The organism is Desulfovibrio porci (assembly GCF_009696265.1).
GTDB classification, from domain to species: domain Bacteria; phylum Desulfobacterota; class Desulfovibrionia; order Desulfovibrionales; family Desulfovibrionaceae; genus Desulfovibrio; species Desulfovibrio porci.
This window is the reverse complement of sequence record NZ_VUMH01000013.1, coordinates 31968-55539: the sequence shown is the minus strand read 5'-3', so window position 1 is coordinate 55539 and position 23572 is coordinate 31968. Positions and strand designations below refer to the sequence as shown.

At 61.5% G+C, this 23572-nt stretch carries 21 protein-coding genes; 14 read left to right on the top strand and 7 right to left on the bottom strand.

What is annotated here, in order from left to right:
* The first annotated feature begins 4 nt into the window (after positions 1-4).
* From FYJ44_RS11915 to FYJ44_RS11850, 14 genes are all read left to right on the top strand, one after another.
* On the top strand, positions 5-1069 hold the full coding sequence (locus FYJ44_RS11915) for a sulfite exporter TauE/SafE family protein (RefSeq protein WP_154512404.1): 1065 nt from the start codon (positions 5-7) through the stop codon (positions 1067-1069).
* Between the two features lie 13 nt (positions 1070-1082).
* Complete coding sequence (locus FYJ44_RS11910) at positions 1083-1676, top strand: DUF4881 domain-containing protein (RefSeq protein WP_154512402.1); 594 nt, start codon at positions 1083-1085, stop codon at positions 1674-1676.
* Positions 1677-1753: 77 nt separating this feature from the next.
* Positions 1754-2068: a hypothetical protein gene (locus tag FYJ44_RS11905; RefSeq protein ID WP_154512400.1), complete on the top strand. Its 315-nt coding sequence runs from the start codon at positions 1754-1756 to the stop codon at positions 2066-2068.
* 299 nt (positions 2069-2367) lie between these two features.
* Positions 2368-3225 carry a hypothetical protein gene (locus tag FYJ44_RS11900; protein ID WP_154512398.1) on the top strand — a complete coding sequence of 286 codons (858 nt, stop codon included), beginning with the start codon at positions 2368-2370 and terminating at the stop codon, positions 3223-3225.
* Between the two features lie 107 nt (positions 3226-3332).
* Positions 3333-3845, top strand: coding sequence for a YchJ family protein (locus FYJ44_RS11895; protein WP_154512397.1), 513 nt, complete (start codon positions 3333-3335; stop codon positions 3843-3845).
* 2 nt (positions 3846-3847) lie between these two features.
* On the top strand, positions 3848-4201 hold the full coding sequence (locus tag FYJ44_RS11890) for a hypothetical protein (protein ID WP_154512395.1): 354 nt from the start codon (positions 3848-3850) through the stop codon (positions 4199-4201).
* A 54-nt stretch (positions 4202-4255) separates the two neighbouring features.
* A complete protein-coding gene (locus tag FYJ44_RS11885) occupies positions 4256-5596 on the top strand; it encodes a phosphoglucose isomerase-related protein (RefSeq protein ID WP_154512393.1) in 1341 nt (446 codons plus the stop codon).
* 188 nt (positions 5597-5784) lie between these two features.
* Positions 5785-6273 carry a GNAT family N-acetyltransferase gene (locus FYJ44_RS11880; RefSeq protein WP_154512391.1) on the top strand — a complete coding sequence of 163 codons (489 nt, stop codon included), beginning with the start codon at positions 5785-5787 and terminating at the stop codon, positions 6271-6273.
* Positions 6274-6381: 108 nt separating this feature from the next.
* A complete protein-coding gene (locus FYJ44_RS11875; RefSeq protein ID WP_154512389.1) occupies positions 6382-7896 on the top strand; it encodes a sensor histidine kinase in 1515 nt (504 codons plus the stop codon).
* Positions 7889-9268 carry a sigma-54-dependent transcriptional regulator gene (locus FYJ44_RS11870; RefSeq protein WP_154512387.1) on the top strand — a complete coding sequence of 460 codons (1380 nt, stop codon included), beginning with the start codon at positions 7889-7891 and terminating at the stop codon, positions 9266-9268. Before FYJ44_RS11875 ends, FYJ44_RS11870 begins: the two co-directional genes overlap by 8 nt.
* Before the next feature lie 366 nt (positions 9269-9634).
* The gene (gene fdnG, locus FYJ44_RS11865) at positions 9635-12676 is read left to right on the top strand and encodes a formate dehydrogenase-N subunit alpha (protein ID WP_154512385.1); all 3042 of its coding nucleotides are present in this window, start codon (positions 9635-9637) and stop codon (positions 12674-12676) included.
* A 47-nt stretch (positions 12677-12723) separates the two neighbouring features.
* Entirely contained in the window at positions 12724-13383 is a 660-nt protein-coding gene (locus tag FYJ44_RS11860) for a 4Fe-4S dicluster domain-containing protein (RefSeq protein ID WP_154512383.1), read from the top strand.
* An 88-nt stretch (positions 13384-13471) separates the two neighbouring features.
* Positions 13472-14467, top strand: coding sequence for a formate dehydrogenase accessory protein FdhE (locus FYJ44_RS11855; protein ID WP_154512381.1), 996 nt, complete (start codon positions 13472-13474; stop codon positions 14465-14467).
* A gap of 13 nt (positions 14468-14480) precedes the next feature.
* Positions 14481-14909, top strand: coding sequence for a cytochrome c3 family protein (locus tag FYJ44_RS11850; RefSeq protein ID WP_154512379.1), 429 nt, complete (start codon positions 14481-14483; stop codon positions 14907-14909).
* Between the two features lie 568 nt (positions 14910-15477).
* Here FYJ44_RS11850 and citF read toward each other — a convergent pair.
* From citF to FYJ44_RS11815, 7 genes are all read right to left on the bottom strand, one after another.
* Complete coding sequence (citF, locus tag FYJ44_RS11845; protein ID WP_154512377.1) at positions 15478-17037, bottom strand: citrate lyase subunit alpha; 1560 nt, start codon at positions 17035-17037, stop codon at positions 15478-15480.
* A 217-nt stretch (positions 17038-17254) separates the two neighbouring features.
* Positions 17255-17947: an HpcH/HpaI aldolase/citrate lyase family protein gene (locus tag FYJ44_RS11840; RefSeq protein ID WP_154512375.1), complete on the bottom strand. Its 693-nt coding sequence runs from the start codon at positions 17945-17947 to the stop codon at positions 17255-17257.
* Between the two features lie 12 nt (positions 17948-17959).
* Positions 17960-18229, bottom strand: a complete 270-nt coding sequence (gene citD, locus FYJ44_RS11835; RefSeq protein ID WP_154512373.1) for a citrate lyase acyl carrier protein — start codon at positions 18227-18229, stop codon at positions 17960-17962.
* Between the two features lie 204 nt (positions 18230-18433).
* On the bottom strand, positions 18434-19726 hold the full coding sequence (locus FYJ44_RS11830) for a (Fe-S)-binding protein (RefSeq protein WP_154512496.1): 1293 nt from the start codon (positions 19724-19726) through the stop codon (positions 18434-18436).
* Positions 19727-19824: 98 nt separating this feature from the next.
* Entirely contained in the window at positions 19825-21216 is a 1392-nt protein-coding gene (locus tag FYJ44_RS11825) for an FAD-binding oxidoreductase (protein ID WP_154512371.1), read from the bottom strand.
* 45 nt (positions 21217-21261) lie between these two features.
* Entirely contained in the window at positions 21262-22521 is a 1260-nt protein-coding gene (locus FYJ44_RS11820) for an NAD(P)-dependent malic enzyme (protein ID WP_154512369.1), read from the bottom strand.
* A gap of 124 nt (positions 22522-22645) precedes the next feature.
* The gene (locus FYJ44_RS11815; RefSeq protein WP_154512367.1) at positions 22646-23539 is read right to left on the bottom strand and encodes an HpcH/HpaI aldolase/citrate lyase family protein; all 894 of its coding nucleotides are present in this window, start codon (positions 23537-23539) and stop codon (positions 22646-22648) included.
* Positions 23540-23572: the final 33 nt, after the last annotated feature.

Here is a 23572-nt window from a genome sequence, read left to right as displayed (position 1 = left end):
GGATATGGATTGGCTGTATATTTTGATGCCCATTTCCGGCGTGAGCATTTTCTGGCCCGGCTTGGTTATCCTCGGTTTGGGCGTCGGCATCATCGGTGGCTTCTTCGGTCTGGGCGGCGCCTGGATGGTGACGCCGGGTCTGAATATTCTTGGTTTCCCCATGGCTTTCGCCATCGGCACCGACGTGGCGCAGATGGCCGGTAAATCGCTGATTTCCACCATGCGGCACGGCAAGTTCGGCAACGTGGACTACGCGTTGGGCCTGACCATGCTGATCGGTACCGTTATCGGCGTGGAAATCGGCGCCCAGATGGTCATGTGGCTGGAACGCATCGGTTCCGTGGACAAGGTCGTGCGCTGGCTGTACGTGGTGCTGCTCATCCTGCTGGCCTGGCTGGTCTTCCATGATGTGGCCCTGCGTCGCAAGAAGGAACGCGAAGCCAAGGCTCAGCATCAGGATCTGGACAAGACCGCCGTGGGTCTGGACTGGGGGAGCAAGCTTCAGGCCATCAAGATTCCCCCGGTCGTGCACTTCAAGCATGCCAACATCACCTGCTCGGCCTGGCTGCCCATTATCGTCAGCTTCTTCACCGGCTGGCTGGCCGGCATCCTGGGCATCGGCGGCGGCCTGATCCGCATGCCCGCCCTGGTCTACCTGGTCGGCTGCCCGACCCACCTCGCCGTGGGCACGGACCTCTTTGAAGTGGCCATCTCCGGCCTGTACGGCACGGCCTCCTATGCGTACAAGGGCCGCGTTGAACTGCTGGCCGCCATCATCATGCTCTGCGGCGCTGCCATTGGCGCTCAGATCGGCGTCGTCGCCACCAAGTACGTCAAGGGTTACGGCATCCGCATCGTGTTCGGCCTGGCCGTACTCGGCTGCCTGATGTCCGTTGTGCTCAAGCTCCTCCAGGCTGAATTCCCCGCGTATGCCTGGCTTTTCAGCCCGCTGGCCACTGTTGAAGTGCTGGGCTTCGTGAGCGCCATCTCCATTTACATCACTATCCGGATGGTCCTGGGCGCCAAGGCGGAACTTGCGGCCAAGAAGCAACACGCCGCCGGCAACTAGAAGGAGACAAGCCATGAAAATACGTAGTTTGCTGCTTACGCTGGTGCTGGCCCTCTCCTTTGCTCTCGCGGCCTGCGACTTTGACGGCGGTGTGGAACAGGGCCGTTGCGTGGCCTTTGACCCGGCCGCGAAAACCCTGACCATCGTGGTGGACGTGACCCACGACCAGTTCAATCCCCATTACAGCGGCGGCGTACATACCTACAAGCTGCCCGCCGAAGCCCGCGACATGGGTCCGGTCCCCGCTGTGGGCGGCCGTCTGATGGTCGATCTGGAAAAGTCCTCCCTGCTGCTCTATGATCCGGCTTCCAAGAGCGTCAAGGAACTGCCCGTGCAGTTCACGGATGTGGAAAAGAACATTGGCGCCAAGCATCCCAAGGTGGCGGGCAAGACCTTCCCCATCGTGGACAAGGAAAAGGAAAGCGTCACCATTTACTCCAGGCGTCTGGAAGCCCTGATTACCTTCAAGGTGCCCGCGCCCGCGCTGGATCTGCCGCCCTACACCTGGACGGCCGGCGACGAAATGCGCATCGCCTTCCGCAATTCCGACAAGAATCAGGCCATTCGTATCATGAACGTGAGCAAGACCAACATCTTCCAGAAGTAAACCCGGCAATCCGCCGTAATCCGCCGGACGGGGCTTGAACCCCGTCCGGCGGCGCGGCGCGGACGGAGAAAAATATCATGAACAGCTACAAACAATCCCTGTATGTCGTGCTGATCCGCATCGCGGCCAACCTGCTCATGCTGGGGGCGGTGTTCCTGTCCATGTACCGGGCCTCCCAGTGGTCGTCGTGGCCGTCGGAAGCGGTGTTCTGTTTCTGGTTTTTCGGCATCACCGTACCGGTCTGGATCGGGGCCTTCTATCTGACGCGCCTGGTGCGGCGGCGTTTCCCGGCGGAACATGAAAGCCTGATCGACCTGCCTCGCAAGGGCCGCCAACTGGTGCGCTGGCGCGTGCAGGAAGAAGCAGGGGGCAATTGTCTTCTGGCCCGCTGACGCGCGACAGGAGCGCCCCCGGGCATGAGAGCCGGATGCGGCGAAATTTGCAGGCGCGCGGCGTTCCACGCGTCTCGGACTGATGACAAACCCCGCTTTGCGGGGTTTGTGCCGTTGTCGGCTTGTTTTCAAAGAACTCGCCGAACGGGATGCACGAAATCCGCTCACTTACAGCGGGAATAGGTTCCGCCTGTTCGCGGATTATCGGCGCCGCTGACAACGAACAGCGGCAAAAAGCGCGCGAAACACCGCGCGCTTTTTGCTTGTCCCAATGACCGCTTGCCCGTATAAAAGAAGCCATGACTTTACAGTTCAGCACACCTCTCTGGGACGCCTGTCGGCAGACCCGCCAGCGGCAGCGCCTTGTGGGCAAGGTCAGCGCCTTGCTGCTGGCCGTGGCCCTTTTGGGACTTATCGACGGCCTGCTGGCGGGCATGCGCGCCGGTTCTGACCAGGTGGAGATTCTGTCCGGTCAGGCCGTACCTCTTTCCGGTCCGTCGGCACTCAAAAATCCGCTCAACAGCGACGTGCAGGTGCGCTTCACGCCTGAAAACGCGCCTCTGCATTTCAATCTGGAAGGCTTTTTCACCGGTTACTGGTTCGGCAACGGCATGTGGCGCGGCGAAGTGCGGGCCGAACCCCAGGCCGAACCGGGCAGCTACGAATTACGCTTGTCCTTCAAGGGCGCTACGGCGCAGAGTGCGCAGAAGTTCGTTCTGGTGGTCTGGGCCGACGAAGAGGCGCAACGGGCCGGTTCGCTTTCCTGGATTCGCCGCATCACGGGCTGGAATCCCTTTATGCTGGCCGCATGGTGCGCCGGTCTCGGGCTTGTCTGCAGCGCGCTCACCTATCTGCTGGGCCGCCGCTATTTCCGGCTGCTGACACAACTGGGCTGCGGCGAGGTCTTCCGCGTCAGCGCGGAGGGCGCTCCCTGCCATATCTGGTGCCTGGCTTCCGGACCCGGCACGCCCCGCCCCGGAGAAGCCCGCCAGATTCTGGACGCCGCCGGTCAGCCATTGGGCGAGGCGCGTGCGGAAAAGGCGCACAAGGGCGTTCTGGAACTGGTCATGCTGGACGACGTGCCTGTGCTTCCCGGCTGCCTGGTTTGCCTGCGGCCTCCCGTCGTTCCCAAGCCGGAAGCGGACGAGCGCGGCTGACGGGCTCCGCCGCCTTTCATGCCCTTGCCGCCCGTCAGACCATAGGCTATGCTGTAGGGAAGGACATGGCCCATCCCGGGCCGCGTCAAACAAAGGCGGCTTTTTTCATGTCCAAACTCTGTCCCTGCGGCAGCGGCCTGTCCTTTGCCGACTGCTGTGGCCCCTATATTGACGGCGCGGCTTGGCCGGCCGATGCCGAAACCTTGATGCGTTCGCGTTACGCGGCCTATGCGCTGGGGCGCTACGCCTGGTTGGTGGAGAGCACGCATCCTGATTTCCGGGAAGGGCTTTCCGCGGAAAAACTGGCGGAACAGGGTAAGGATGTGCACTGGCTTCGTCTGGAAATGGGCCGGTGCGAGAACGACGCGCCGGTGGGTGAAAACGGCGAGCTATACGATACCGTGGAGTTCCGCGCGTTTTACGAGCTGGACGGCATTCCCCGGCAACTGGGTGAGAAAAGTTTTTTCCGGCGCAAAGACGACAAAATGTATTATGTGGACGGCGTGGCCCTGCGTCCCGCGGCTTACCGGCGGCCCGAACCCAAGGTGGGCCGCAATGATCCCTGTCCCTGCGGCAGCGGCAAAAAGTACAAGAAGTGCTGCGGGGCGGCGGCTGAATAAACATGGCCAGAAGCGGCGCCATAGCGCTCATCCGGCAATTTTGCCTGGAATGCCAGGGGGCGTCCTCCAGATCGGTACGATCCTGTCCGGACGCGCAATGTCCTTTGTGGGTCTGGCGTCTGGCGGCCCTGCCCGGCGAAGCGTCCCCGACCCCGGAGGCGGGCGACGCGGCACGGGCGGCGTTGCGCGCCGTACGGCGGCAGTGCATGAACTGCGCGGGCAACCGGCGCGAAGTGCGGGCCTGCCCGGCGCGGGAGAGCTGCCCGCTCTGGCGCTGCCGTTTCGGCGTGCGCCCGCAAACCTATAAGGCCGTGCGCCGCCGTTTTTTCGCGCCCAAGGCCTTGCGGCTTTTTTAGCGTCATTTTTCATTGCAATCATCCAGCCCCAATGTGCCAAGCGGGAGGTGCGTCATGTCCCATAATCTTGAATGGTCCAGAGCGTATACGGCCCGTCTGCCCGAGACGGCTGCCGCGGCCTGCGCGGCCCGGAGCGAGGAACTGGTGCAACGTCTGGCCCGCGAGGCGGCCGCCGGAGAACTGCCTTTCCTGACCATGCCCTATCGCGCCAAGCTGGAAGTGGAGCTGGCTCCGCTGGTTCCGCGTCTCAAGGCCTACAAGCATATGTTGGTGCTGGGCATCGGCGGCTCGGCCCTGGGCGCGCGCGCCATGCAGCGGGCCTTTGCGCCGGGCCAGGACGGTCCCGGCCACAAGGGCCCCTGGCTCTGGATTGCAGACAATGTCTGCGCCGAACAGTTTGAAGCCCTGCTCGGCAAGCTCAATCCCGCCGAAACCGTGGTGGTCTGCATCAGCAAATCCGGCGGCACCATTGAAACCCTGGCCCAGTATTTTCTGGTGCGTGACTGGCTCAAGGCCGCGCTGGGAGAATGCTGGCAGGAACAGATGATTGTGGTCACCGACGAGCACAAGGGCTATCTGCGCGAGGAAGCCGCGCGTTACGGCCTCACGGCCCTGGAAGTGCCGGATTATCTGGGCGGGCGCTATTCCGCCCTGTCCGCCGTGGGCCTGCTGCCCGCCGCTTTTCTGGGCATCGACTGGCAGGCTCTGCTGGACGGCGCGGCCGACGTGGCCCGTCCCCTGGTGGAACATCCCGACAGTCTCGGGCAGCATCCGTCCTTCGCACTGGCCTGCTGGGCCAAAGCCCTGGAGGATCATGGCTACAGCCAGTTGATTTTTTTCTGTTACATTCCGCAGTGGGCCACCTACGGTCCCTGGTTCGGCCAGCTCTGGGCCGAAAGTCTGGGCAAGGACGGCCAGGGCAGCATGCCCGTGCCGGCCACCGGAGTGACGGACCAGCATTCCATCAACCAGATGTTTCTGGACGGTCGGCGGGACAAGGGCTGCCTCTTCCTGACCAGTCGGAACCAGCCTCAGGGCCGCAATTTCGGCATGGACGTGCCTGAACAATGGGCCTGGCTGCGCGCCAAGCCTTTCGGCAGCCTGCTGGAGGCCGAGGCGCTGGGCACGCGCATGGCCCTGTGCAAGAGCGGCGTGCCGCTGGTGCATATCGAGATGAGCGACACCGGGCCCCGCGCCGCCGGTTCGCTGATGATGCTGCTGGAAGCCGCCACATTGTTCACCGGCTGGCTCATGGGCATCAATCCTCTGGATCAACCGGCCGTGGAGTTGGGCAAGCGTCTGGCCAACGCCCGCCTGGGCGCGGGCGGCTACCCGCAGGAAGAAGCGGATCTGGCCGCCTATCTGGCTGTGCCGCAACGGACACAGGGCTTTTAGAGCAATTTCGCTTTGAAATTTCTCTGGCGGTTGCGGGAGCAGCCGCCGCGCAATTTATTTGCGCTGTTAAGCGACGAAGCGGGCGTCTTTAAGCATTACGAATGTACATTCTTAACATTAATCTGCTGTAGATACCCAGTCGCAAGGAAACCCCGCGCTTTTTTCGCGGCAGGCAGGGGCGCATGGACATGACCAGAGAAGATGGTGAGGCGATTGCTCCAGACGCCTTTTGCATTCGTCCGGCCGAGGAGCGCGACCGCGCCGCCATTGAGAATATCGCCCAAAGCGCCTATGCCGTGTATCTGGAGCGGATGGACATCAAACCCTTTCCCATGATTGACGACTACGGCGTCCATATCCGCAACGGCAATATTCTGGTGCTGGAGGCTGCGGGCAGGGTCGAGGGCTATGTGGTCCTGCTCCCGCGGGACAAAGATACGCTCCTTCTGGACAATATCGCGGTTCGCCCCGGCTCTCGGGGCACAGGCTACGGCCGGGCGCTGGCCGGCTGCGCCGAAGAAAAGGCCCGCAGTCTCGGCTGCCGGCGTATTCAGCTCTACACCAACGAGGTCATGACGGAGAATTTGGCCTGGTATCCACGGTTGGGCTATACTGAAAGTCACGGATGCGTGGAGAAGGGCTACCGCCGCGTTTACTTCGTGAAGACGCTTTTATGAGTACGCTTTCTTTTTTACAGCTTTGAAAACGCTCTGAAATGTATCCTGAGGCTCTGAACGGCCTTCAGGCTTGGGTATTGCAATGGAGAATTGTTCCAAGAGGCGCGCATGAGCCAGTCAAACCCCGCGGCGCCGGAAAACTGCGACTGCCGTCGGCAGGACGCGCCCGTGGAAAGCGCCCTGCCCCTGAGCTATGCCCGCACGCTGTCCTGGCTGTCGCTGGTGGTCATTCTGCTGACCAGTCTCGGACTGTCGTTTTTTATTTCCAATTCGGCGCGCGAAACCCTGCTGACCCGTCAGGAGGATTTCGCGCGACTGCTGGTGGAAAACCTCAACAGCCAGATTTTCCGGCGTTTCGCCCTGCCCACCATTCTGGCCAACGGGCGCATCGCCCTGCGCCAGCCCGCCCAGTACGAACGGCTGGATCAGGTGGTGCAGTCCGTGATCCACGGGCTGCCCGTGGAGCGGCTGCGCATCTATGATTTTTCGCGTCTTGTGGCGTATTCCACCAAGAAGGAAGACCTGGGCCGGGCCGGTCTGTCGCCGCCCAATCTGGACGACGTGCTGCACGGCGCGGCCCCCAAGTCCGAGATCATTTCCAGCATACCGGCCTGGCAGGCTCCCTTCCGGGTGCCGCTGCGCGAGGGCACCTTTGTGCTGCGCGTGCTTTACCCCCTGCGCGGCGAAACCCTGCGGCCCGGCGAGCAGGCTCCGGTCATGGGCGCGCTGGAGCTGACCCAGGACATTACCGGCGACTATGAGCAGGTGCTGGCGTTTCAGGGCATCATTGTGGTCATGTGCCTGCTGTCCTCGGTAGTCATGTTCGGCCTGCTGCTGATGCTCATCCACCGCGCCGAGCGGATCCTGGCCGAGCGTATGCACAAAAACCGTCTGCTGGAAAACGAGCTGCACAGCAATGAAAAGCTCGCCGGCATGGGGCGGGTGGTGGCCAGCATCGCCCATGAGATCCGCAATCCTCTAGGCATCATCCGCTCCAGCGCCGAACTGCTCCAGCGCCGTACGGACAAGGCCGACGCGGGCACCTCGCGTATTCTGGGCGCCATTTACGACGAGTCCGTGCGTCTTTCCCAGACGGTCAACGATTTTCTGGACTACGCCCGGCCGCGCCAGCCCCGCCAGAGCCTGGTGGACGTGAACTTGGTGCTGGATCAGGTGATGGCTTTCCTGGAAGGGGAGCTGGGCCGCCACGGCGTGGCTGTGGAGCGTGAAGTCGAGCCCGGCCTGTTTGTGCGTGGGGACAAGGATTTGCTGTACCGGGCCTTTTACAATATTCTGGTCAACGGCCAGCAGGCCATGGACGGGCCGGGTATCGTGCGGATTCGCGGCGGTCTGGAGCCGGACCAGGGAAACGGGCCGGGCCGCGTACGCCTGGAATTTCTGGATTCCGGGCCGGGTTTCGATCCTGCCACCCTGCCCAGTCTGCTGGATCCCTTTTTTACCACCAAGGACGGCGGCACGGGCCTCGGCCTGCCCATCGTCCAGTCGATCATCGCCAGCCACGGCGGTCAGATCGAACTTGAAAACGGCCCCGAAGGCGGGGCGCTGGTGCGGGTACTTTTGCCCGCCGCCGACCTGAAAGCGCCCGAGGTTCAAGATGAGTGAAAAATCGCATATTCTGGTCCTGGACGACGAAAAAAACTATCTTCTGGTTCTTCAGACCCTGCTGGAAGACGAGGGCTATACGGTCACGGCCATCAGCGACCCGGAAACCGCGCTGGCGTTTTTGGACGAAAGCGAGGTGGACGTGGTGGTGACGGACATGAAAATGCCCAAGGTCACCGGTCGGGAGGTGCTGCAACGGGTCAAGAAGTCCTGGCCGTATATTCCGGTGCTGATCATGACGGCCTTCGGCTCCATTGAAAGCGCCGTGGAGGTGATGAAATACGGGGCCTTTGACTACATCACCAAGCCCTTTTCCAATGATGAACTGCTGCTCTCCATCCACAACGCCACGGAGCTCGCCCGTGCCCACCGCCAGTACCGTCTGTTGCAGGAGGTCATGGAAGAGCGCTACGGCGTGCACAAGATCGTGGGCCGCAGTCGGGCCATCCGCGACGTGCTGGTCATGGTGGACCGCGCCGCGCCCAGCCGCTCCACGGTGCTGATCACCGGCGAGTCGGGTACCGGCAAGGAGCTGGTGGCCCGCGCCATCCATTACACCAGTCCGCGCAAGGACAAGCCCTTTGTGTCCGTGAACTGCATGGCCCTGAATCCCGGCGTGCTGGAAAGCGAGTTGTTCGGCCATGAAAAAGGATCCTTCACCGGCGCGGTGGCCATGCGGCGCGGCCGCTTCGAGCAGGCCGACGGCGGCACGCTTTTTCTGGACGAAATCGCCGAACTGACGCCCGATCTCCAGGTCAAACTGCTGCGCGTGCTGCAGGAGCGCCGCTTCGAGCGCGTGGGCGGCGGCGAGGAAATTGAGGTGGACATCCGCGTGGTGGCGGCCACCAACAAGGATCTGGCGGCCATGGTGGAGAAGGGCGCCTTTCGCGACGACCTCTATTACCGCCTGAACGTGGTCCAGATTCCCCTGCCGCCCCTGCGCGAACGGCGGGAGGACATCCCCTTGCTGGTGGCCCATTTCGTGGAAAAGGTCATCGCGGACAACAACATGCCTTCCAAGACCTTCAGCACCGAGGCCCTCAATTATCTCACCGGCTACGAATGGCCGGGCAACATCCGCCAGCTGGAAAACGTGGTGGAAAGCTGTCTGGTGCTGGTGCCGGGTTCGGTCATTGAGGTGGACAACCTTCCGGCGGAAATCCGCGACGAGGAATCCCAGTTTAAAAGCGCCGTGGATCTGCTGCCCGTGCAGCTGGATCTGGCCGACACACTGGAAAAGATCGAGGCCGCCCTGATCCGCCGGGCGCTGGTGCGCGCCGATCTGGTGCAGGTCAAGGCGGCGGAGTACCTGGGCATTTCCAAGAGCCTGCTTCAGTACAAGCTGAAAAAGTATGGCATTACCGGGCATTAGAGTAATTTATTTGCGCTGTTAAGCGCCGGAGTGGGCGTCTTCAAACTTTAAGGATATATATTCTTAAAGTTAATCTGTTCTCAGAAACAGCTCCTAGAATCGAATAGTTTCCGAAAGCGTGCCGCCCGTTGGGCCACTCCGTCCTGACGGATGGAGCGGCCCAACGGGCGGTTTTGTTTTTCGGACGGCCCGTGCGCGGGGCAATAACGAAAAAACGTTTTCCTCCCTTGCGACGGGCTCCATTTTGGCATAGTCTTCATATATGCTTGAAAACACATATTGAGGCGAAAGCGTGCGGACGAGTGACGGCAATCGTACGGCCGTCGCTGTTTTGGAGGTTTTTCAGCTCCAACAAGGAGAGGCCTTATGCAGTGCTCACGTCGGAAATTTTTGAAACTCGCGGGCATGGGGACTTTGTGCCTCAGCCTCGGGCAACTGGGCTTCAATCTGGAGGATGCCCTGGCCTACTCCAGATCGCTCAAGATTGAAGGCGCCAAAGAAGTAGTGACCATCTGTCCGTTCTGCGCGGTCTGCTGTCAGGTCATCGCCTATGTGCGCGACGGCAAGCTCGTCTCCACGGAAGGCGATCCGGATTTTCCGGTGAACGAGGGCGCGCTCTGCGCCAAGGGCGCGGCCCTGTACAGCATGTACACCAACGACCACCGGCTGAAAAAACCTTTGTACCGCGCCCCACACAGCGACACCTGGGAAGAGAAGGGCTGGGACTGGACGCTGGACCAGATCGCCCGGCGCGTCAAGGACGCCCGCGACAAAGATATGGTTCTGAAAAACGCGGAAGGCCGGACGGTCAACCGTCTGGAGAGCATTTTCATGATGGGCACCTCGCACGCCTCCAACGAGGAATGCGCGGTCATCCATCAAGCCATGCGCGGCCTGGGTGTTGTCCATATGGACCACCAGGCCCGGGTCTGACACAGCCCCACTGTTGCGGCTCTGGCAGAGTCGTTCGGACGCGGTGCTATGACCAACCACTGGATCGACATCAAGAATGCCGATGCGGTGCTTATTATCGGCAGCAATGCCGCGGAACATCATCCCGTCGCCTTCAAGTGGATCATGCGGGCCAAGGACAAGGGCGCGGTCCTCATGCATGTGGACCCGAAGTTCTCGCGCACTTCGGCCCGTTGCGATTTCCATGTGCCCTTGCGTTCCGGCACGGACATCGCCTTCCTCGGCGGCATGGTCAATTATATCCTGCAGTCGGAGAGCTATTTTAAAGATTACGTCCTCAATTATACCAACGCCGCCTTTGTGGTGGGCAAGGACTATGCCTTTGAGGACGGCCTTTTCAGCGGTTATGACCCCAAAACCCGCAGCTACGACCGGAGCAAATGGGCGTTCGAGAAAGGCCCTGACGGCGCGCCGTTGCGCGACGTCAGCCTGCGGAACGAACGCTGCGTCTTCAATCTGATGAAGCGGCACTATTCCCGTTACAGTCTGAAAAATGTCTCGGACGTGACCGGCGTTTCGGAGAAAAATTTGCTGCGGGTTTATGAGGCCTTCTGCGCCACGGGCAAACCGGACAAGGCGGGCACCATTCTCTATGCCCTGGGCTGGACCCAACATACGGTGGGCGTGCAGAATATTCGCTGCTCCACCCTGGTGCAGTTGCTGCTGGGCAACATCGGCGTGGCGGGCGGCGGCATCAACGCCCTGCGCGGCGAGCCCAATGTGCAGGGTTCCACCGACCATGCGCTGATGTACCACATCCTGCCGGGCTACATCGCCCTGCCACAGGACCAGTGGCAGACCCTGGCGGAATTCAACAAGGCCAACACGCCGGTGACCGCGCTGAAAAACAGCGCCAACTGGTGGGGTAACCGGCCCAAGTATATGGTCAGCCTGCTCAAGGGCTGGTTCGGCGACGCGGCCACGCCGGAAAACGACTTCTGCTACGACCTGCTGCCCAAGGGCGACAAGGGCGTCGATTATTCCTACATGTACACCATGGACAAGATGTTCCACGGCGAAATGAAGGGCGGCTTCATTTTCGGCGTGAATCCCATGAACAGCTTCCCCAACACCAACAAGATGCGCGCCGCGCTGGACAACCTGGACTGGCTGGTCTGCTCGGAGTTGCACCATTCGGAAACCACGGACAACTGGCGCCGTCCCGGTGTGGACCCCAAGGAAAAGAAGACCGAGGTCTTTCTGCTGCCTTCGGCCCACCGCGTGGAAAAGGCGGGCACCATCAGCAACAGCGGACGCTGGCTGCTGTGGTTCGACAAGGCCGTGGAACCCGGCGGCGAGGCCCGCAGCTTCGCGGACATCTTCGTGCCTCTGGTCAACAGACTGCGCGCGCTTTACAAGGCCGAGGGCGGCGCGTTCCCTGACCCTCTGCTCAAGCTGAACTGGCCGGAAAGCTTTGACGCCGAGGAGTGGACCCGCCGCATCAACGGTCTGTTCTGGGCCGACAGCAAGGTCGGCGGCAAAACCTATAAGCGCGGCCAGCTGGTCCCGGCTTTCGGCCAGTTGAAGGAGGACGGTTCCACATCCTCGCTGAACTGGCTGTATTGCGGCAGCTTCACGGAAGAGGAGGGCAACAAGTCCAAACGCCGCGACCCCAGCCAGACGCCCATGCAGGCCGCCATCGGCCTGTATCCCAACTGGTCGTGGTGCTGGCCGGTGAACCGGCGCATCCTGTACAATCGCGCTTCAGTGGACGTGAACGGGAAGCCCCTGAACCCCGCCAAGGCCGTCATCGCCTGGGAGAACGGCAAATGGGTGGGCGACGTGCCCGACGGGCCGTGGCCCCCGCAGGCCGATACGGAAAAGGGCAAGCTGGCCTTCATCATGAATACCGACGGCTATGCCCAGTTATACGGCACGGGCCGTCTGGACGGCCCTTTCCCCGAGCACTACGAACCGGCGGAAACGCCTCTGGCCCGCCATCCCTTCTCCGGGCAGCTGAGCAGCCCGGTGTACAAGTTCCACGACTCGGAAATGGACAAGTTCGCCAAGGCGGCCGACCCGCGCTATCCCATCGTGCTGACGACTTACAGTCTGACCGAGCACTGGTGCGGCGGCGGCGAGACGCGCAATGTGCCGAACCTCCTGGAAGCCGAGCCCCAGCTCTATATTGAAATGAGCCATGAGCTGGCCAAGGAGAAGGGCATCGCCAACGGCGACGGCGTCATTATCGAAAGCGCGCGCGGGCGCGTGGAGGCCATCGCCATGGTCACAGTGCGCATCCGGCCGTTCACCGTTATGGGCAAAACCGTCCATCTGGTGGGCATGCCCTTCGCCTTCGGCTGGACCACGCCAAAATGCGGCGACGCCACCAACCGCCTGACCGTGACGGCCTATGATCCGAACACGACCATCCCTGAGGCCAAGGCCTGTTGCGTGAACGTGCGCAAGGCCGACAAGCTGACAGAAATAGCCTGACCGGACGGGCGTGTCCGCAGGGGCGCGCCCACGCAAGGAGCATTGCTATGCCGAAAACCTTTTTGATCGACACCACGCGGTGTACGGCATGTCGCGGCTGCCAGCTGGCCTGCAAGGAATGGCACGATCTTCCGGCCAACGCCACAAAGCAGCGCGGCACACACCAGAATCCCCCGGATCTCAACCCCAACAACTATAAAATAGTGCGTTTCCACGAGCATCTCAACGCGGCGGGCGACGTGGTCTGGAATTTCTTTCCGGATCAGTGCCGTCATTGCCTGTCGCCCGTGTGCGTGGACGTGGCGGACATGACCGTGCCCGGCGCGCTGGTCAAGGACGCCAAAACCGGTGCGGTGCTGGCCACGGAAAAAAGCGCCAAACTCAGCGCCGAGGATGCGCGCGCCGTCACCGAGGCCTGCCCGTACAATATCCCGCGCTATGACGCCGCGACCAGGCGCATCGCCAAGTGTGACATGTGCATTGACCGGCTGGAGGCCGGGCTGCCGCCCATCTGCGTCAAAACCTGTCCCACCGGGGCCATGGTCTTTGACGAGCGCGAGGCTCTGCTGGCCGTGGCGCAACAGCGTCTGGCCGTCGCCAAAGAGCGCTTTCCCAAGGCGCACCTTGTGGATGCGGAAGACGTGAGTGTCATTTATCTGTTGGCGGAAGAAAAGGAATACTATCACGAAAACGCCGCCTTCATATAGAGCGGAACCACACGGCGCGCGGAACAAGTCCGCGCGCCGTGTTCACTTTTCGGACGGAGGCGCGTCCTCCGCGCAATGGGGAGCGGACATGGTCCTATCTTGTCAGAGCGTGGCGCAAACCCTGGCGGACGTCGTTACGCGCCGTCCTGTGTTGGAACCTGTGTTGCGTGCTTTTGAAGACCTACTGGCAGCCCGTTCGGCTCTGGCCGGCGAACTGACGGCGGCATGGACAAATCCGGCGGCCGCCGGAGGACCGTGCCCGCCGGAATGGCAGACAGAGCGGGCCGCGCGGGGCTTGAGCCTGCTGGCGGGCGCTCCCCTGACGGGATTGTGCATCAGCGTGCGCACGGCCGCGGAAAGGCTGCTGCCCCTGCTTTGCGCCCAGGAAAGCCTGGCCTCTCAGAGAACCGCGCTGGAGGCTTTTTTTCTGGCTCCGCCGGTATTGGGGCCGGATTCTGAGCCGGACCGGCGCGACGCCCTGGCCCGGGCTATGCTGAGCGGCGATGCCCCGGCGTTCCGGAATCTCGCGGATGAGGCCGGTCTGGTCCCGGAACTGCTGGAATTCGCAGCGGAATTTATTCTTTCACCGCCCCTGCGTGCCCTGGCCGCGCGTGCCGTCCAAACCGGACAGGTTGAGCGGGAAGAACGGAACGCCGCGCCCTGGGACGAAGAGGGCGCGTGGCGGCAGGGTTATTGCCCGGTCTGCGGCTCTTTCCCGGTTATCGGCTGGCTGGACAAACCGTTTTTTGAAGAGAAAAACGCCTTTCTTTCCGGCGGCGGCGGAAAAAAGCATCTCTACTGTTCGCTGTGCGGCACAAACTGGAAATTCCGGCGGGGCGCCTGCCCCTCCTGCGGGAAGGACGGCAACGGCGTCATGGAAATTCTGCGCGAAAGCGGGGCGGCCCGGGGAGAGCGCCTGGACTGGTGCACCAGCTGCAAAACCTACTGCCCCACGCTCGACCTGCGCGAGAACGACGCGATTCCGGACATGGACGCCATGGCCCTGGGCATGCTACACTTGGACATGGTCGCGGCGCGCAAAGGGTTGGGCCCGCTCAAAGCTTCCTTCTGGAATCTTTTTTAACAGGAGCGTCTTCATGAGATATTTCGTTGTTGCCCTGTTCGTGCTTTCCCTGCTGTGCGCCGTGCAGGCGCAGGCCCAGGAGACACGGGGAAATCTGAACACTATCAAGAAACCCATTGAACTCAATGACGGCACCTCCAAGCGCATGTACGTCATGTTCAGGCATTCCTCGCACAAGGATGTCAAATGCCGCACCTGCCACCATGAAGGGCTGCCGGGAAACCGCTACGCCTCCTGTACCAACGAGGACTGCCATTCCATCAAGGGCGCGCGCGAACGCGATCCCATGAGCCTGTTCATGGCCTACCATTCCCCGGATACGGACCGTTCCTGTTACGGCTGTCACCGAAAACTGGCAGGCAAATATCCCAATTTCAAAGGCTGCCGTCCCTGCCACATGAGCCCGCAGGCCCGCGCGGCCGCTGCCTCAGAGGCCAAATAAGCTGAAAGCGCGCGCCAGACGGATGACAAATCCCGCTTCGCGCGGTTTGCGCCGCTAACGGCGGCAGAGCAGCCGAGCGGAAAGACACGAAAAGCTGTCGCTGCTCTGCGCCAAGGGAAATGCCCCTTCGGAGCGCCTTTGGCCAACTGGAGCGAATTAACTTTAAGATTATACATGAGCGGGACACGATGTTCTAACCCATAAGTTTCACGTCTCCGCCGGAGCTGCACGCCGCGAGTGAATTGCGGCTACTCCGGCGTCGCGGCGCCTTCAGCCGTTCGAGCGAAGCGAGTTACGGATGAAGAGAGCAGAGATGAGTCTCACTTTGCTCGACTCTGTGAGCAATTTTAAAGTAAACTTGCTCTAACAGCGCAGCATAGCTGCGACCTGCTCCCTATTTTCGAGGCTGTCGCCAAAGTCGGCAGCCTCAGGCGCGAAAAAGCCCCGGCATATCCGCGGGATAACGGTTATGCCGGGGCTACGCGGCGAGGGAAGCTCCAACCTCAGCTCGACCACGCCGACATTGAACCGCACGGCGGTTTAATGTCGTTATCTCTTGTCGGCGGCGTTATTTGGGCTGCCTGACCACGTCAATGACCGTGCCGTCGCGGTATTCCACCACGCCCACAATCCTGTCGGTGAATTCGATGGGGTCGGGTTTTCCGGCCAGTTTGTCGCCGATTTCCTTGAGTGTGTTGATGTCCATGATGGGCAGCTTGGAATTCTTCAGTTTTTCCAGCAGGTCGGTCCGGCGGGGGTTGATGGCGATGCCCCGGTCCGTGACCAGCGCGTCGATGGTTTCGCCGGGGCTGGTCACGGTGGTCACCTTGTCGCGCAGCACGCAGAGGCGGCCCTTGAGCAGGTTGGTGACCACAATGGAGATCTTGCTGCCCGCCGCCGTGTCGTTGTGCCCGCCGGAAGCGCCCATGATGGTGCCGTCCGAGCCGGTGACCACGTTGACGTTGAAGTCCGTGTCGATTTCCGTGGCGCCAAGGATCATGATGTCCAGATTGTTGACCACCGGGCCGCAGTTGTGCGGGTTGCCGTAAAGCGAACCGCTCATGGCCATGTGCTTGGGATTGCTGCCCGCCGAAGCCACGGAAACCAGGTCGAAGTCCTGCACGTCGAAGAGCGCGCGGAACAGGCCTTCGTTGAGCATTTCCACAAAGTAGGCGGTGATGCCGCCCGCGCCGAAGGAGCCCACTACGCCCTTGGCCTGCATGCGTTTTTTGATCTCGGCGGCCACGGCCAGGGAGGTGCCGCCCGCGCCGGTCTGGCAGGACATGCCTTCCTTGATGTAGCCGGTCTCGTCGATGAGCTCGGCTGCCGCCGCCGCGATTTTCAGGCCGATGGGGTCGGAGGTGACCTTGGTGGTGCCGGAGACAATGCCGTTGGGATCGCCGATGGAATCCACGGTCACCACGTAGTCCACGAAATCCTGAGTGATTTCAATGGGGCAGGCCGGGTAGGGCACCAGATTGTCCGTCACGGCCACCACTTGGTCGGCGTACTGGGCGTCGGGATAGATATAGGAGAGCACGCCGCAGGCCGATTTGCCGTGGGTGCCGTTGATATTGCCGTAATGGTCGCAGCAGGGCGCGGCGATGAAGGCCACGTCCACATGCAGGTCGCCGGCCTCCACGGCGCGCGGGCGGCCGCCGTGGCTGCGGAAGACCGCCGGTTTGGACAGCAGGCCCTTGGTGATGGCCTTGGCCACCGGGCCGGGTGAAATGTAGTTGACGGAAATGCCGGTGATGACGCCGGATTTGATGTATTCCACCAGGGGCTCGTGACAGGCGAAAATGCCGGTGGCCGCCACGTGAATGTCCTTGATGCCCTTGTCCGCAATGACTTTCATAACCATGTTGGTGACGTAGTCGCCATTGCGCAGATGGTGGTGAAAGGACACGGTCATGCCGTCCTTGAGGCCCGTTTTTTCCACGGCTTCCTCAATGGAGGCCAGCAGCTTGGCGTCGCCGGGCTCCAGCTTGTTGCCGGGCTTGATCGAGCGGCGGGTGATGGTGGTTCTGGTTCTGGGGTCGATGCTGGCGTAGGCGCCTTTATATGGCCTTACCTGACCATAGCCCTCGATATATTCGGGGATTTCACGGCCGAGGATGTTTTTCATGTCTTTTTCCCTCATCTTCCTTAACTGTGTGCTGCCCGGGGCGTCGGCAAGGCTTCGTGCGGCGGGCTTGGGGCGGTTCTCGCATGAAAAGCGTCATCGGCCCTGCAAGGAGTTTTGCCTGCACATTTTTGCCGCACAATGCGAGTCGGCGGGCGTTGCCTGTCGGCAAGCGGGCATCTCAGGCATGAAACGCTCCAGACCCGCCGGGAGGGCCGGGTCAGGCGAAAATTTCGTTGATCGGCGGCACCTGGCCGCCGCTGACAGCCAGCTTGCCGCTGAAGCCCACGGCCCTGCCGTTGCGGGCGTCGGCCTCAAAGCCGTCGCGGTTCTTCACATCGTTCCAGGGCCGGTCAATGGCCGGAATGCCGACCGCGCGGCAGGCCAGGGCCACCTTGCTGCGGGCGTAGAGAATCTGGCCGGCGTCGCCGGTCTCGGCCACGCCCAGATCCTTCAGAAAGTTTCCGGCGTTGAAGATCACGGCCATGATTCTGGGGCAGGACGACAGCAGAGCGCTGATGTTCTCCAGAGCGGCAACGGATTCCACAGTGGGAATCAGTTTGACGGACCCGGCGGCAAAACCGTTTGCGGCTTCCAGCGCGGCAATGGCCGCGTCGGCCTGGGGCAGGCTTTGCGCATCGGCGCGCGGCAGAATAAAAGCTTGCGGTTTTCCCTTGCCCGCCACGGCGATGTCTTCTCCGCCGCCTTCGTCCATGGGGTTCACGCGCACAAAAACGCCTGAGTCGCCAAAATCAAAGAAGGCCAGGGCTTCCTGCAGCAGCAGGCGTGCGGCGTCCTTGTCATCGGCGCTCACGGCTTCGTGCAGGTCATAGGCCACAGCGTCCGCGCCGTAGAGAGTGGAGTTGAGCAGGGCTTTGGGGTCGTTGCCGTTGATGAGCAAAATGCTTTTCATGCTGCGACTCCTTTAAACAGCCCGCTGGATGGCGGCGCGGACTCTGGCTTTGATGGTGCAGTCAAGAGCGCCGTTGTCCTTGGCGCTGATCCGGGCGTTTTCCAGGCCGTTTTCCTCGGCGGTCTTCCGGATCAGTTCCCTGATCTGTCTGCCGAACTGTTTGAGGATGACGGACTTGCCGCTCAGTTCGATCTGGATGCCGGACTCTTCGGAGGGGGCGACGGTCACAAGAATGTCGCCGCTTTCCGCCGCGCCGGCTTCACCGGTTTTGTTCAGTTTCATAGGGCTGCCTCCTGGTCTTTGCCTGTCGAGGGAAGAGGTTGCGCCAGACGCGCAATGTCGGGTGTGTTGCGAAAGTCGGGCGTGGTGTCGCAACATGGTCCGCCGGAAAGGTTTTTCAGGCAGCTCGTGCTGTTCCGGCCTTGCGGCCGGGATTGAAATCAGGCCATGGCCGCTCCCCCCGTCGCCGGGGGGAGCGGCATCGCTTTAGGACAGGGAGTCCGCGTAGATTTCAATGGTGTGCTTGACTTTGACCGAGTCGTGGTTGCGGGCGAGCATGTCCGAGATCTGCATCATGCAGGCCGGGCAGCCCATAGCCACCACGTCCGCGCCGCTGGCCACGATATTGTCGCGTTTACGCTGGCCGATCTTGGCGGAGAGTTCGGGTTGGGTCAGGGTGAAGGTGCCGCCGCAGCCACAGCAGTGGTCGGCTTCCTTCATGGGCACAAGCTGGTAGTCCTTGTTCATCTTGACGAGATCCCTGGGCTGTTTGCTGACGTGCAGGGATTTCATCAGGTGGCAGGATTCGTGATACGTGACCTTGGTCTTGCCCTGGCCCGCGCCCTCGGGCGGCGTAACTTTGAGCACGTCCACCACAAAGGCGTTGATGTCCATGGCTTTTTCGCCCAGCGTACGGGCAAACGCGCGCTGCGCCGGGGTGAGGTCCTCAGCGTTCTGCCAATGTTCCTTGATGGTGGCGGTGCAGGAAGAGCAGGGCGTGATGATGTAGTCGAACTTGCTCTTCGCAAACAGATCCAGATTGTAGGCGGCCAGTTTGCCGAAGCTCTTCAGATCGCCGGAAGTCAGCGACGGAATGCCGCAGCAGGCCTGATTGTCAGGCATGTAGACGCCCACGCCGTGGTGTTCAAAAACCTTCAGACAGGCTTCGGACATGTCGGTGTAGATCTTGTCGCCCATGCAGCCGGGGAAGAAGGCCACCTTCAGGCCGCTTTTGCCGGCCGGGGTGTCGCGGGGACCCACTTTGGCCGAAAGCGTCTTTTTGGCCAGCATGGGAATGTGACGTTCGCCGATGAAAGCCTTGAACATGGGCACACAGGCCGTGTTCTGCGGCGAATTGTCTTTTTTGATGAACAGGCCCTGGAAGGGCGAGCTCAGTTTCATCAGGGTGTTGAACAGCCGCGGATTGGGCAGCAAGGTCCGGAAAATGGCTTTCTTGATGGGGGAAAGCCCCAGATAGCTGACCACAATGGCGCGCGCTTCGAGGAAAATTTCCATGGTGGGCGCGCCGGCCGGGCAACTGAAGTTGCAGCCGCCGCAGAGAAGACAACGGGAAAGCCGTTCGTAAACCGCTTCAGGATCTTGGATGACAAGGTGGGCCAGGTTTTCCACAAGGGCGATTTTGCCTCGGGTCACGTCGCCTTCTTCGCCGGTTTCGTCAAAAACCGGGCAGAAGGCCTGGCAGAAGCCGCATTTCATGCAGGAGACCAGCTTGTCGTCCAGAGCCATCAACGAATTGGCAAGCCTGGTAAGATCGTTCATGCTCCAGCCCCAGTGCCGGACGGAAAGGTTTTTGCCGTCCATCCGGCTGCTTGAGATTTATGGTTCCGGGGCGGCCAGAAGCCGCCCCGGCGGATTTTCTACCCACGGGCTCCGACGATTTTCTCCGGATTAAACAGGCCCTTGGGGTCAAAGGCATTGCGCAACCGGCGTGAAAACATGATGGAACCGCGCGAAGTCTCCTGCTCAAGCCACTGCTTTTTGGCAAGACCGATGCCGTGCTCGCCGGAAAGCGTGCCCTTGAGTTCAAGACCGAGGTTGAAGAGATCGTCCACGGCCAGTTCCACACGGGCCCATTCCTGCTTGTCGCGCTTGTCGCAGAGGATGCCGGGATGCAGGTTGCCGTCGCCGGCATGGCCGAAGGTGGCGATGGTCACGTTGCGGTCCTTGGCGATTTTTTCCAGACCCGCGATCATGGCCGGGATCTTGGAACGGGGGACGGTGACGTCTTCCATCATAAAGGTGGGTTTGGCGCGGGCGAGGGCCGGAATGGCCACGCGGCGGGCTTCCCAGATGTTCTTTTTCTGTTCGGCGTCCTTGGCCACGACCACTTCCGTGGAGCCGCAGTCCTTGAGCACCTTTTCCACCACGGCGGCGTCGTCCTCGACTTGGGCGGGATGGCCGTCCACTTCGACCAGCAGCATGGCGCCAGCGTCGCGGGGCAGACCAATCTTCACATAGTCTTCCACGTAGTTGATGGTGGCGTGGTCCAGGAATTCCAGCGTACACGGCACCACGTGGGCGGAGATGATGGCGGCCACGGCCTTGGAGGCGGACTGCATGTCCGTGAACAGGGCCATCATGGCTTTGGAGGCCTTCGGCGGGGGCACGAGCTTCAGGGTCACCTGGCTGGTAACGGCCAGGGTGCCTTCGCTGCCCACCAGAAGGGGCGAAATGGCATAGCCGGTGGCGCATTTCACGCAACGCGAACCGCAACGCACCAGATCGCCGGTATTGGCATAGACTTCCATGCCCATGACATAATCTTTGGTGGTGCCGTATTTCAGGCCGCGCAGGCCGCCCGAGTTTTCGGCCACGTTGCCGCCGATGGTGGACACGGACATGGAGCCCGGATCCGGGGGATAGAAAAGGCCCTTGGAGGCGATGGTCGCGGCCATGGGGGCGGTGATGACGCCGGGTTCCACGATGGCGTAGAGGTCTTCCTCGTTGATTTCAAGAATGCGGTTCAGGGCGGTGGTCAGGATGACGATGGTATCGGTGGTGTCCGGAATGGTGCCGCCGGAAAGGTTGGTGCCCGCGCCGCGCACGGTCATGGGAATGCCTTCCTTGTAGCAGAGCTCGATAATCGGGCCGAGCTGCTCGGTGTTGGTGGGGCGCACCACACCGCCGGGAATGCACGGAGTCCACACGCAGGAGTCATACGAATAGTTCTGGCGGTCCGCTTCACTGGTAAAGACATTTTCCTTACCGACAATGGCCTCGAATTCCTTGGCAAGGGAATCACTCAACATACATTTTCCCCAACAGGGTTAGAGGATTTCTTGTGAGCGAGATGCTCAGGCGCGCACTTGCTTGGCCAGGCGCTTCCGCAAATTTTCCGCCACAACAGCGGGGTCGATCTTCACGCGGGCGATGCCGCTGTCCATGGCGGCCTTGGCCGTAGCCGCGGCGACCATGGGGGCCACATCGGGGTTGAGAGTGGAAGGAATGATCATCTGCGGGCCCAGTTCCTCGGCTTTGACCAGATCGGCCAGGGCGTAAGCCGCGGCGATTTTCATGGCGTCATTGATGTCCGTGGCGCGCACGTCGATGGCGCCGCGGAAGATGCCGGGGAAGGCCAGAACATTGTTGATCTGGTTCGGGCAGTCGGAACGGCCGGTGGAAACCACTTTGGCGCCGGCGTCATAGGCGCGCTGCAGGGGCCAGATTTCCGGAATGGGGTTGGCCTGGGCAAAGACGATGGGATCCTTGGCCATGCTGCGGATCATATCTTCGTTCAGGGTGTCGGGAGCAGAGACGCCGATGAAGACGTCCGCGCCCTTGATGGCTTCGGCCAGACCGCCCTTGACCTTGCCGGGATTGGTGCGCTTGGCGATCTCGTCCTTGTAGGGATTCATGCCTTCCGGGCGGCCTTCCCAGATGGCGCCCTTGGAGTCGCACATGATCACATTTTTGAGGCCCACGGCCATGAGCAGCTTGATGATGGCGATGCCCGCCGCGCCCGCGCCGCTGGTGACCACCTTGACGTCTTCCAGCTTCTTGCCCACCACTTTCAGGGCGTTGATCAGGCCCGCCAGGGTGACCACGGCGGTGCCGTGCTGGTCGTCGTGGAAAATGGCGCCCTTGAAGATGCCGCGTTCCTTGAGGCCGTCTTCAATGATGAAGCATTCGGGAGCCTTGATGTCTTCAAGGTTCACGCCGCCGAAGGTGGGGGCCATGAGTTCGATCATCTCGATGATCTTTTGCGTGTCCTTGGTATTGACGCAAATGGGGAAGGCGTCCACATCGCCGAAGGTCTTGAAAAGCAGGGACTTGCCTTCCATAACCGGCATGGCCGCCGCGGGGCCGATGTCGCCCAGGCCCAGCACGGCCGTGCCGTTGGAAACCACGCAGACGAAGTTGGAGTGGTTGGTGTAGACGTCCAACATATCGGGGTTTTTGTTGATTTCCATGCAGGGTTCGGCAACACCGGGAGAATAGGCCAGCGTCAGGTCATCGGTATCCCGCACGGGCACTTTGACCCGGACCTCGATTTTCCCCAGGTTATCCTTGTGCATGGCCAGGGCTTCTTCACGCAAATTTTTGATCCGAGACATGTGTTCTCCTTGGACGCATCCGGTTGGCGGAGCCGGAATGTCGCAGTGCATTCGCGCATCAGACGGCCCCGGTTGAGGGGGTTCCGGGCGCGCGCCGCCCGGAACCCAAAGCGGCAAGGCCGCTTTATTTGTTGTTCTTGGCGTCGATTTCAGCCTGGGCGGCCAGAATGTCGCGAGCGTTGTCGTACACGGGCGTGTCAACCATCTTGCCCAGGTAGGACACGGCGGCCTTGCCCTTGGCGAGGCCTTCTTCCTCAAACACCTTCACCACGCCGCGAGCCCATTCCACATCGGCCGGGTCGGGGGCGTACAGGCGGTTGGAGGGCTCCACCTGGCTGGGATGGATGATCATGCGGCCGCCGTAGCCCATCTGCAGGCCGTCGCGCACGTTGCGCTCGAAAGCTTCGGTATCCTGGAAGGAGACGAAGGGGGCGTCAATGGCCACAAGGCCGGAGGCGCGGCAGGCGATGGCGACCTTGGCGCGGCCCCAGAGCTGCTCCACGGCTTCGTTGGTGATTTTGACGTGCATGTCGCGGCAGTAGTCCACGGCGCCGAAGATGGCGTTGACGTTGCGCGGGCTGGCCATGCAGCACTCATAGGCGTTCATGATGCCCTTGGCGGTTTCGAGCAGCATGGAGATCTTCACCGAGCCGATTTCCATGCCGCGGCGGCGTTCCAGTTCTTCCAGCTTCCAGGCCAGACGTTTCACGTCGTCGGGATGACCGGTTTTGGCCAGGGTGACGCCGTTGAGGCCGGGCTGCACCACGGCTTCAAGGTCGTCATTGGTCATTTCGGTTTCCCAATTGTTGATGCGCACATAGATTTCAGCGCCGCTCACGCTTTCCTTGGCGATCTTGTTCATGTTTTCGACGATCATCCGACGGGCGTTTTCCTTTTCGGACGGGGGGACGGCGTCTTCCAGGTCGAGCGTGATGATGTCGGCCGGGATGCTGGGGGCTTTGTCAATAAATTTGGGATTGTTGCCGGGCACATAAAAGATAGAACGCATAACAGCCATGTGAAGACTCCTGTGGATAAAAGTCGTCTGAAA

Excerpts from the sequence above, each read along its gene's own strand:
- FYJ44_RS11910 (WP_154512402.1), top strand. The coding sequence starts at position 1,083 with ATGAAAATACGTAGTTTGCTGCTTACGCTGGTGCTGGCCCTCTCCTTT.
- citF (WP_154512377.1), bottom strand. The coding sequence starts at position 17,037 with ATGAAAAACATCCTCGGCCGTGAAATCCCCGAATATATCGAGGGCTAT.
- FYJ44_RS11875 (WP_154512389.1), top strand. The coding sequence starts at position 6,382 with ATGAGCCAGTCAAACCCCGCGGCGCCGGAAAACTGCGACTGCCGTCGG.
- FYJ44_RS11830 (WP_154512496.1), bottom strand. The coding sequence starts at position 19,726 with ATGAACGATCTTACCAGGCTTGCCAATTCGTTGATGGCTCTGGACGAC.
- FYJ44_RS11880 (WP_154512391.1), top strand. The coding sequence starts at position 5,785 with ATGACCAGAGAAGATGGTGAGGCGATTGCTCCAGACGCCTTTTGCATT.
- FYJ44_RS11860 (WP_154512383.1), top strand. The coding sequence starts at position 12,724 with ATGCCGAAAACCTTTTTGATCGACACCACGCGGTGTACGGCATGTCGC.
- citD (WP_154512373.1), bottom strand. The coding sequence starts at position 18,229 with ATGAAACTGAACAAAACCGGTGAAGCCGGCGCGGCGGAAAGCGGCGAC.
- FYJ44_RS11855 (WP_154512381.1), top strand. The coding sequence starts at position 13,472 with ATGGTCCTATCTTGTCAGAGCGTGGCGCAAACCCTGGCGGACGTCGTT.
- FYJ44_RS11825 (WP_154512371.1), bottom strand. The coding sequence starts at position 21,216 with ATGTTGAGTGATTCCCTTGCCAAGGAATTCGAGGCCATTGTCGGTAAG.
- FYJ44_RS11890 (WP_154512395.1), top strand. The coding sequence starts at position 3,848 with ATGGCCAGAAGCGGCGCCATAGCGCTCATCCGGCAATTTTGCCTGGAA.
- FYJ44_RS11915 (WP_154512404.1), top strand. The coding sequence starts at position 5 with ATGGATTGGCTGTATATTTTGATGCCCATTTCCGGCGTGAGCATTTTC.
- FYJ44_RS11870 (WP_154512387.1), top strand. The coding sequence starts at position 7,889 with ATGAGTGAAAAATCGCATATTCTGGTCCTGGACGACGAAAAAAACTAT.
- FYJ44_RS11900 (WP_154512398.1), top strand. The coding sequence starts at position 2,368 with ATGACTTTACAGTTCAGCACACCTCTCTGGGACGCCTGTCGGCAGACC.
- FYJ44_RS11850 (WP_154512379.1), top strand. The coding sequence starts at position 14,481 with ATGAGATATTTCGTTGTTGCCCTGTTCGTGCTTTCCCTGCTGTGCGCC.
- FYJ44_RS11905 (WP_154512400.1), top strand. The coding sequence starts at position 1,754 with ATGAACAGCTACAAACAATCCCTGTATGTCGTGCTGATCCGCATCGCG.
- FYJ44_RS11895 (WP_154512397.1), top strand. The coding sequence starts at position 3,333 with ATGTCCAAACTCTGTCCCTGCGGCAGCGGCCTGTCCTTTGCCGACTGC.
- FYJ44_RS11885 (WP_154512393.1), top strand. The coding sequence starts at position 4,256 with ATGTCCCATAATCTTGAATGGTCCAGAGCGTATACGGCCCGTCTGCCC.
- FYJ44_RS11815 (WP_154512367.1), bottom strand. The coding sequence starts at position 23,539 with ATGGCTGTTATGCGTTCTATCTTTTATGTGCCCGGCAACAATCCCAAA.
- FYJ44_RS11820 (WP_154512369.1), bottom strand. The coding sequence starts at position 22,521 with ATGTCTCGGATCAAAAATTTGCGTGAAGAAGCCCTGGCCATGCACAAG.
- FYJ44_RS11840 (WP_154512375.1), bottom strand. The coding sequence starts at position 17,947 with ATGAAAAGCATTTTGCTCATCAACGGCAACGACCCCAAAGCCCTGCTC.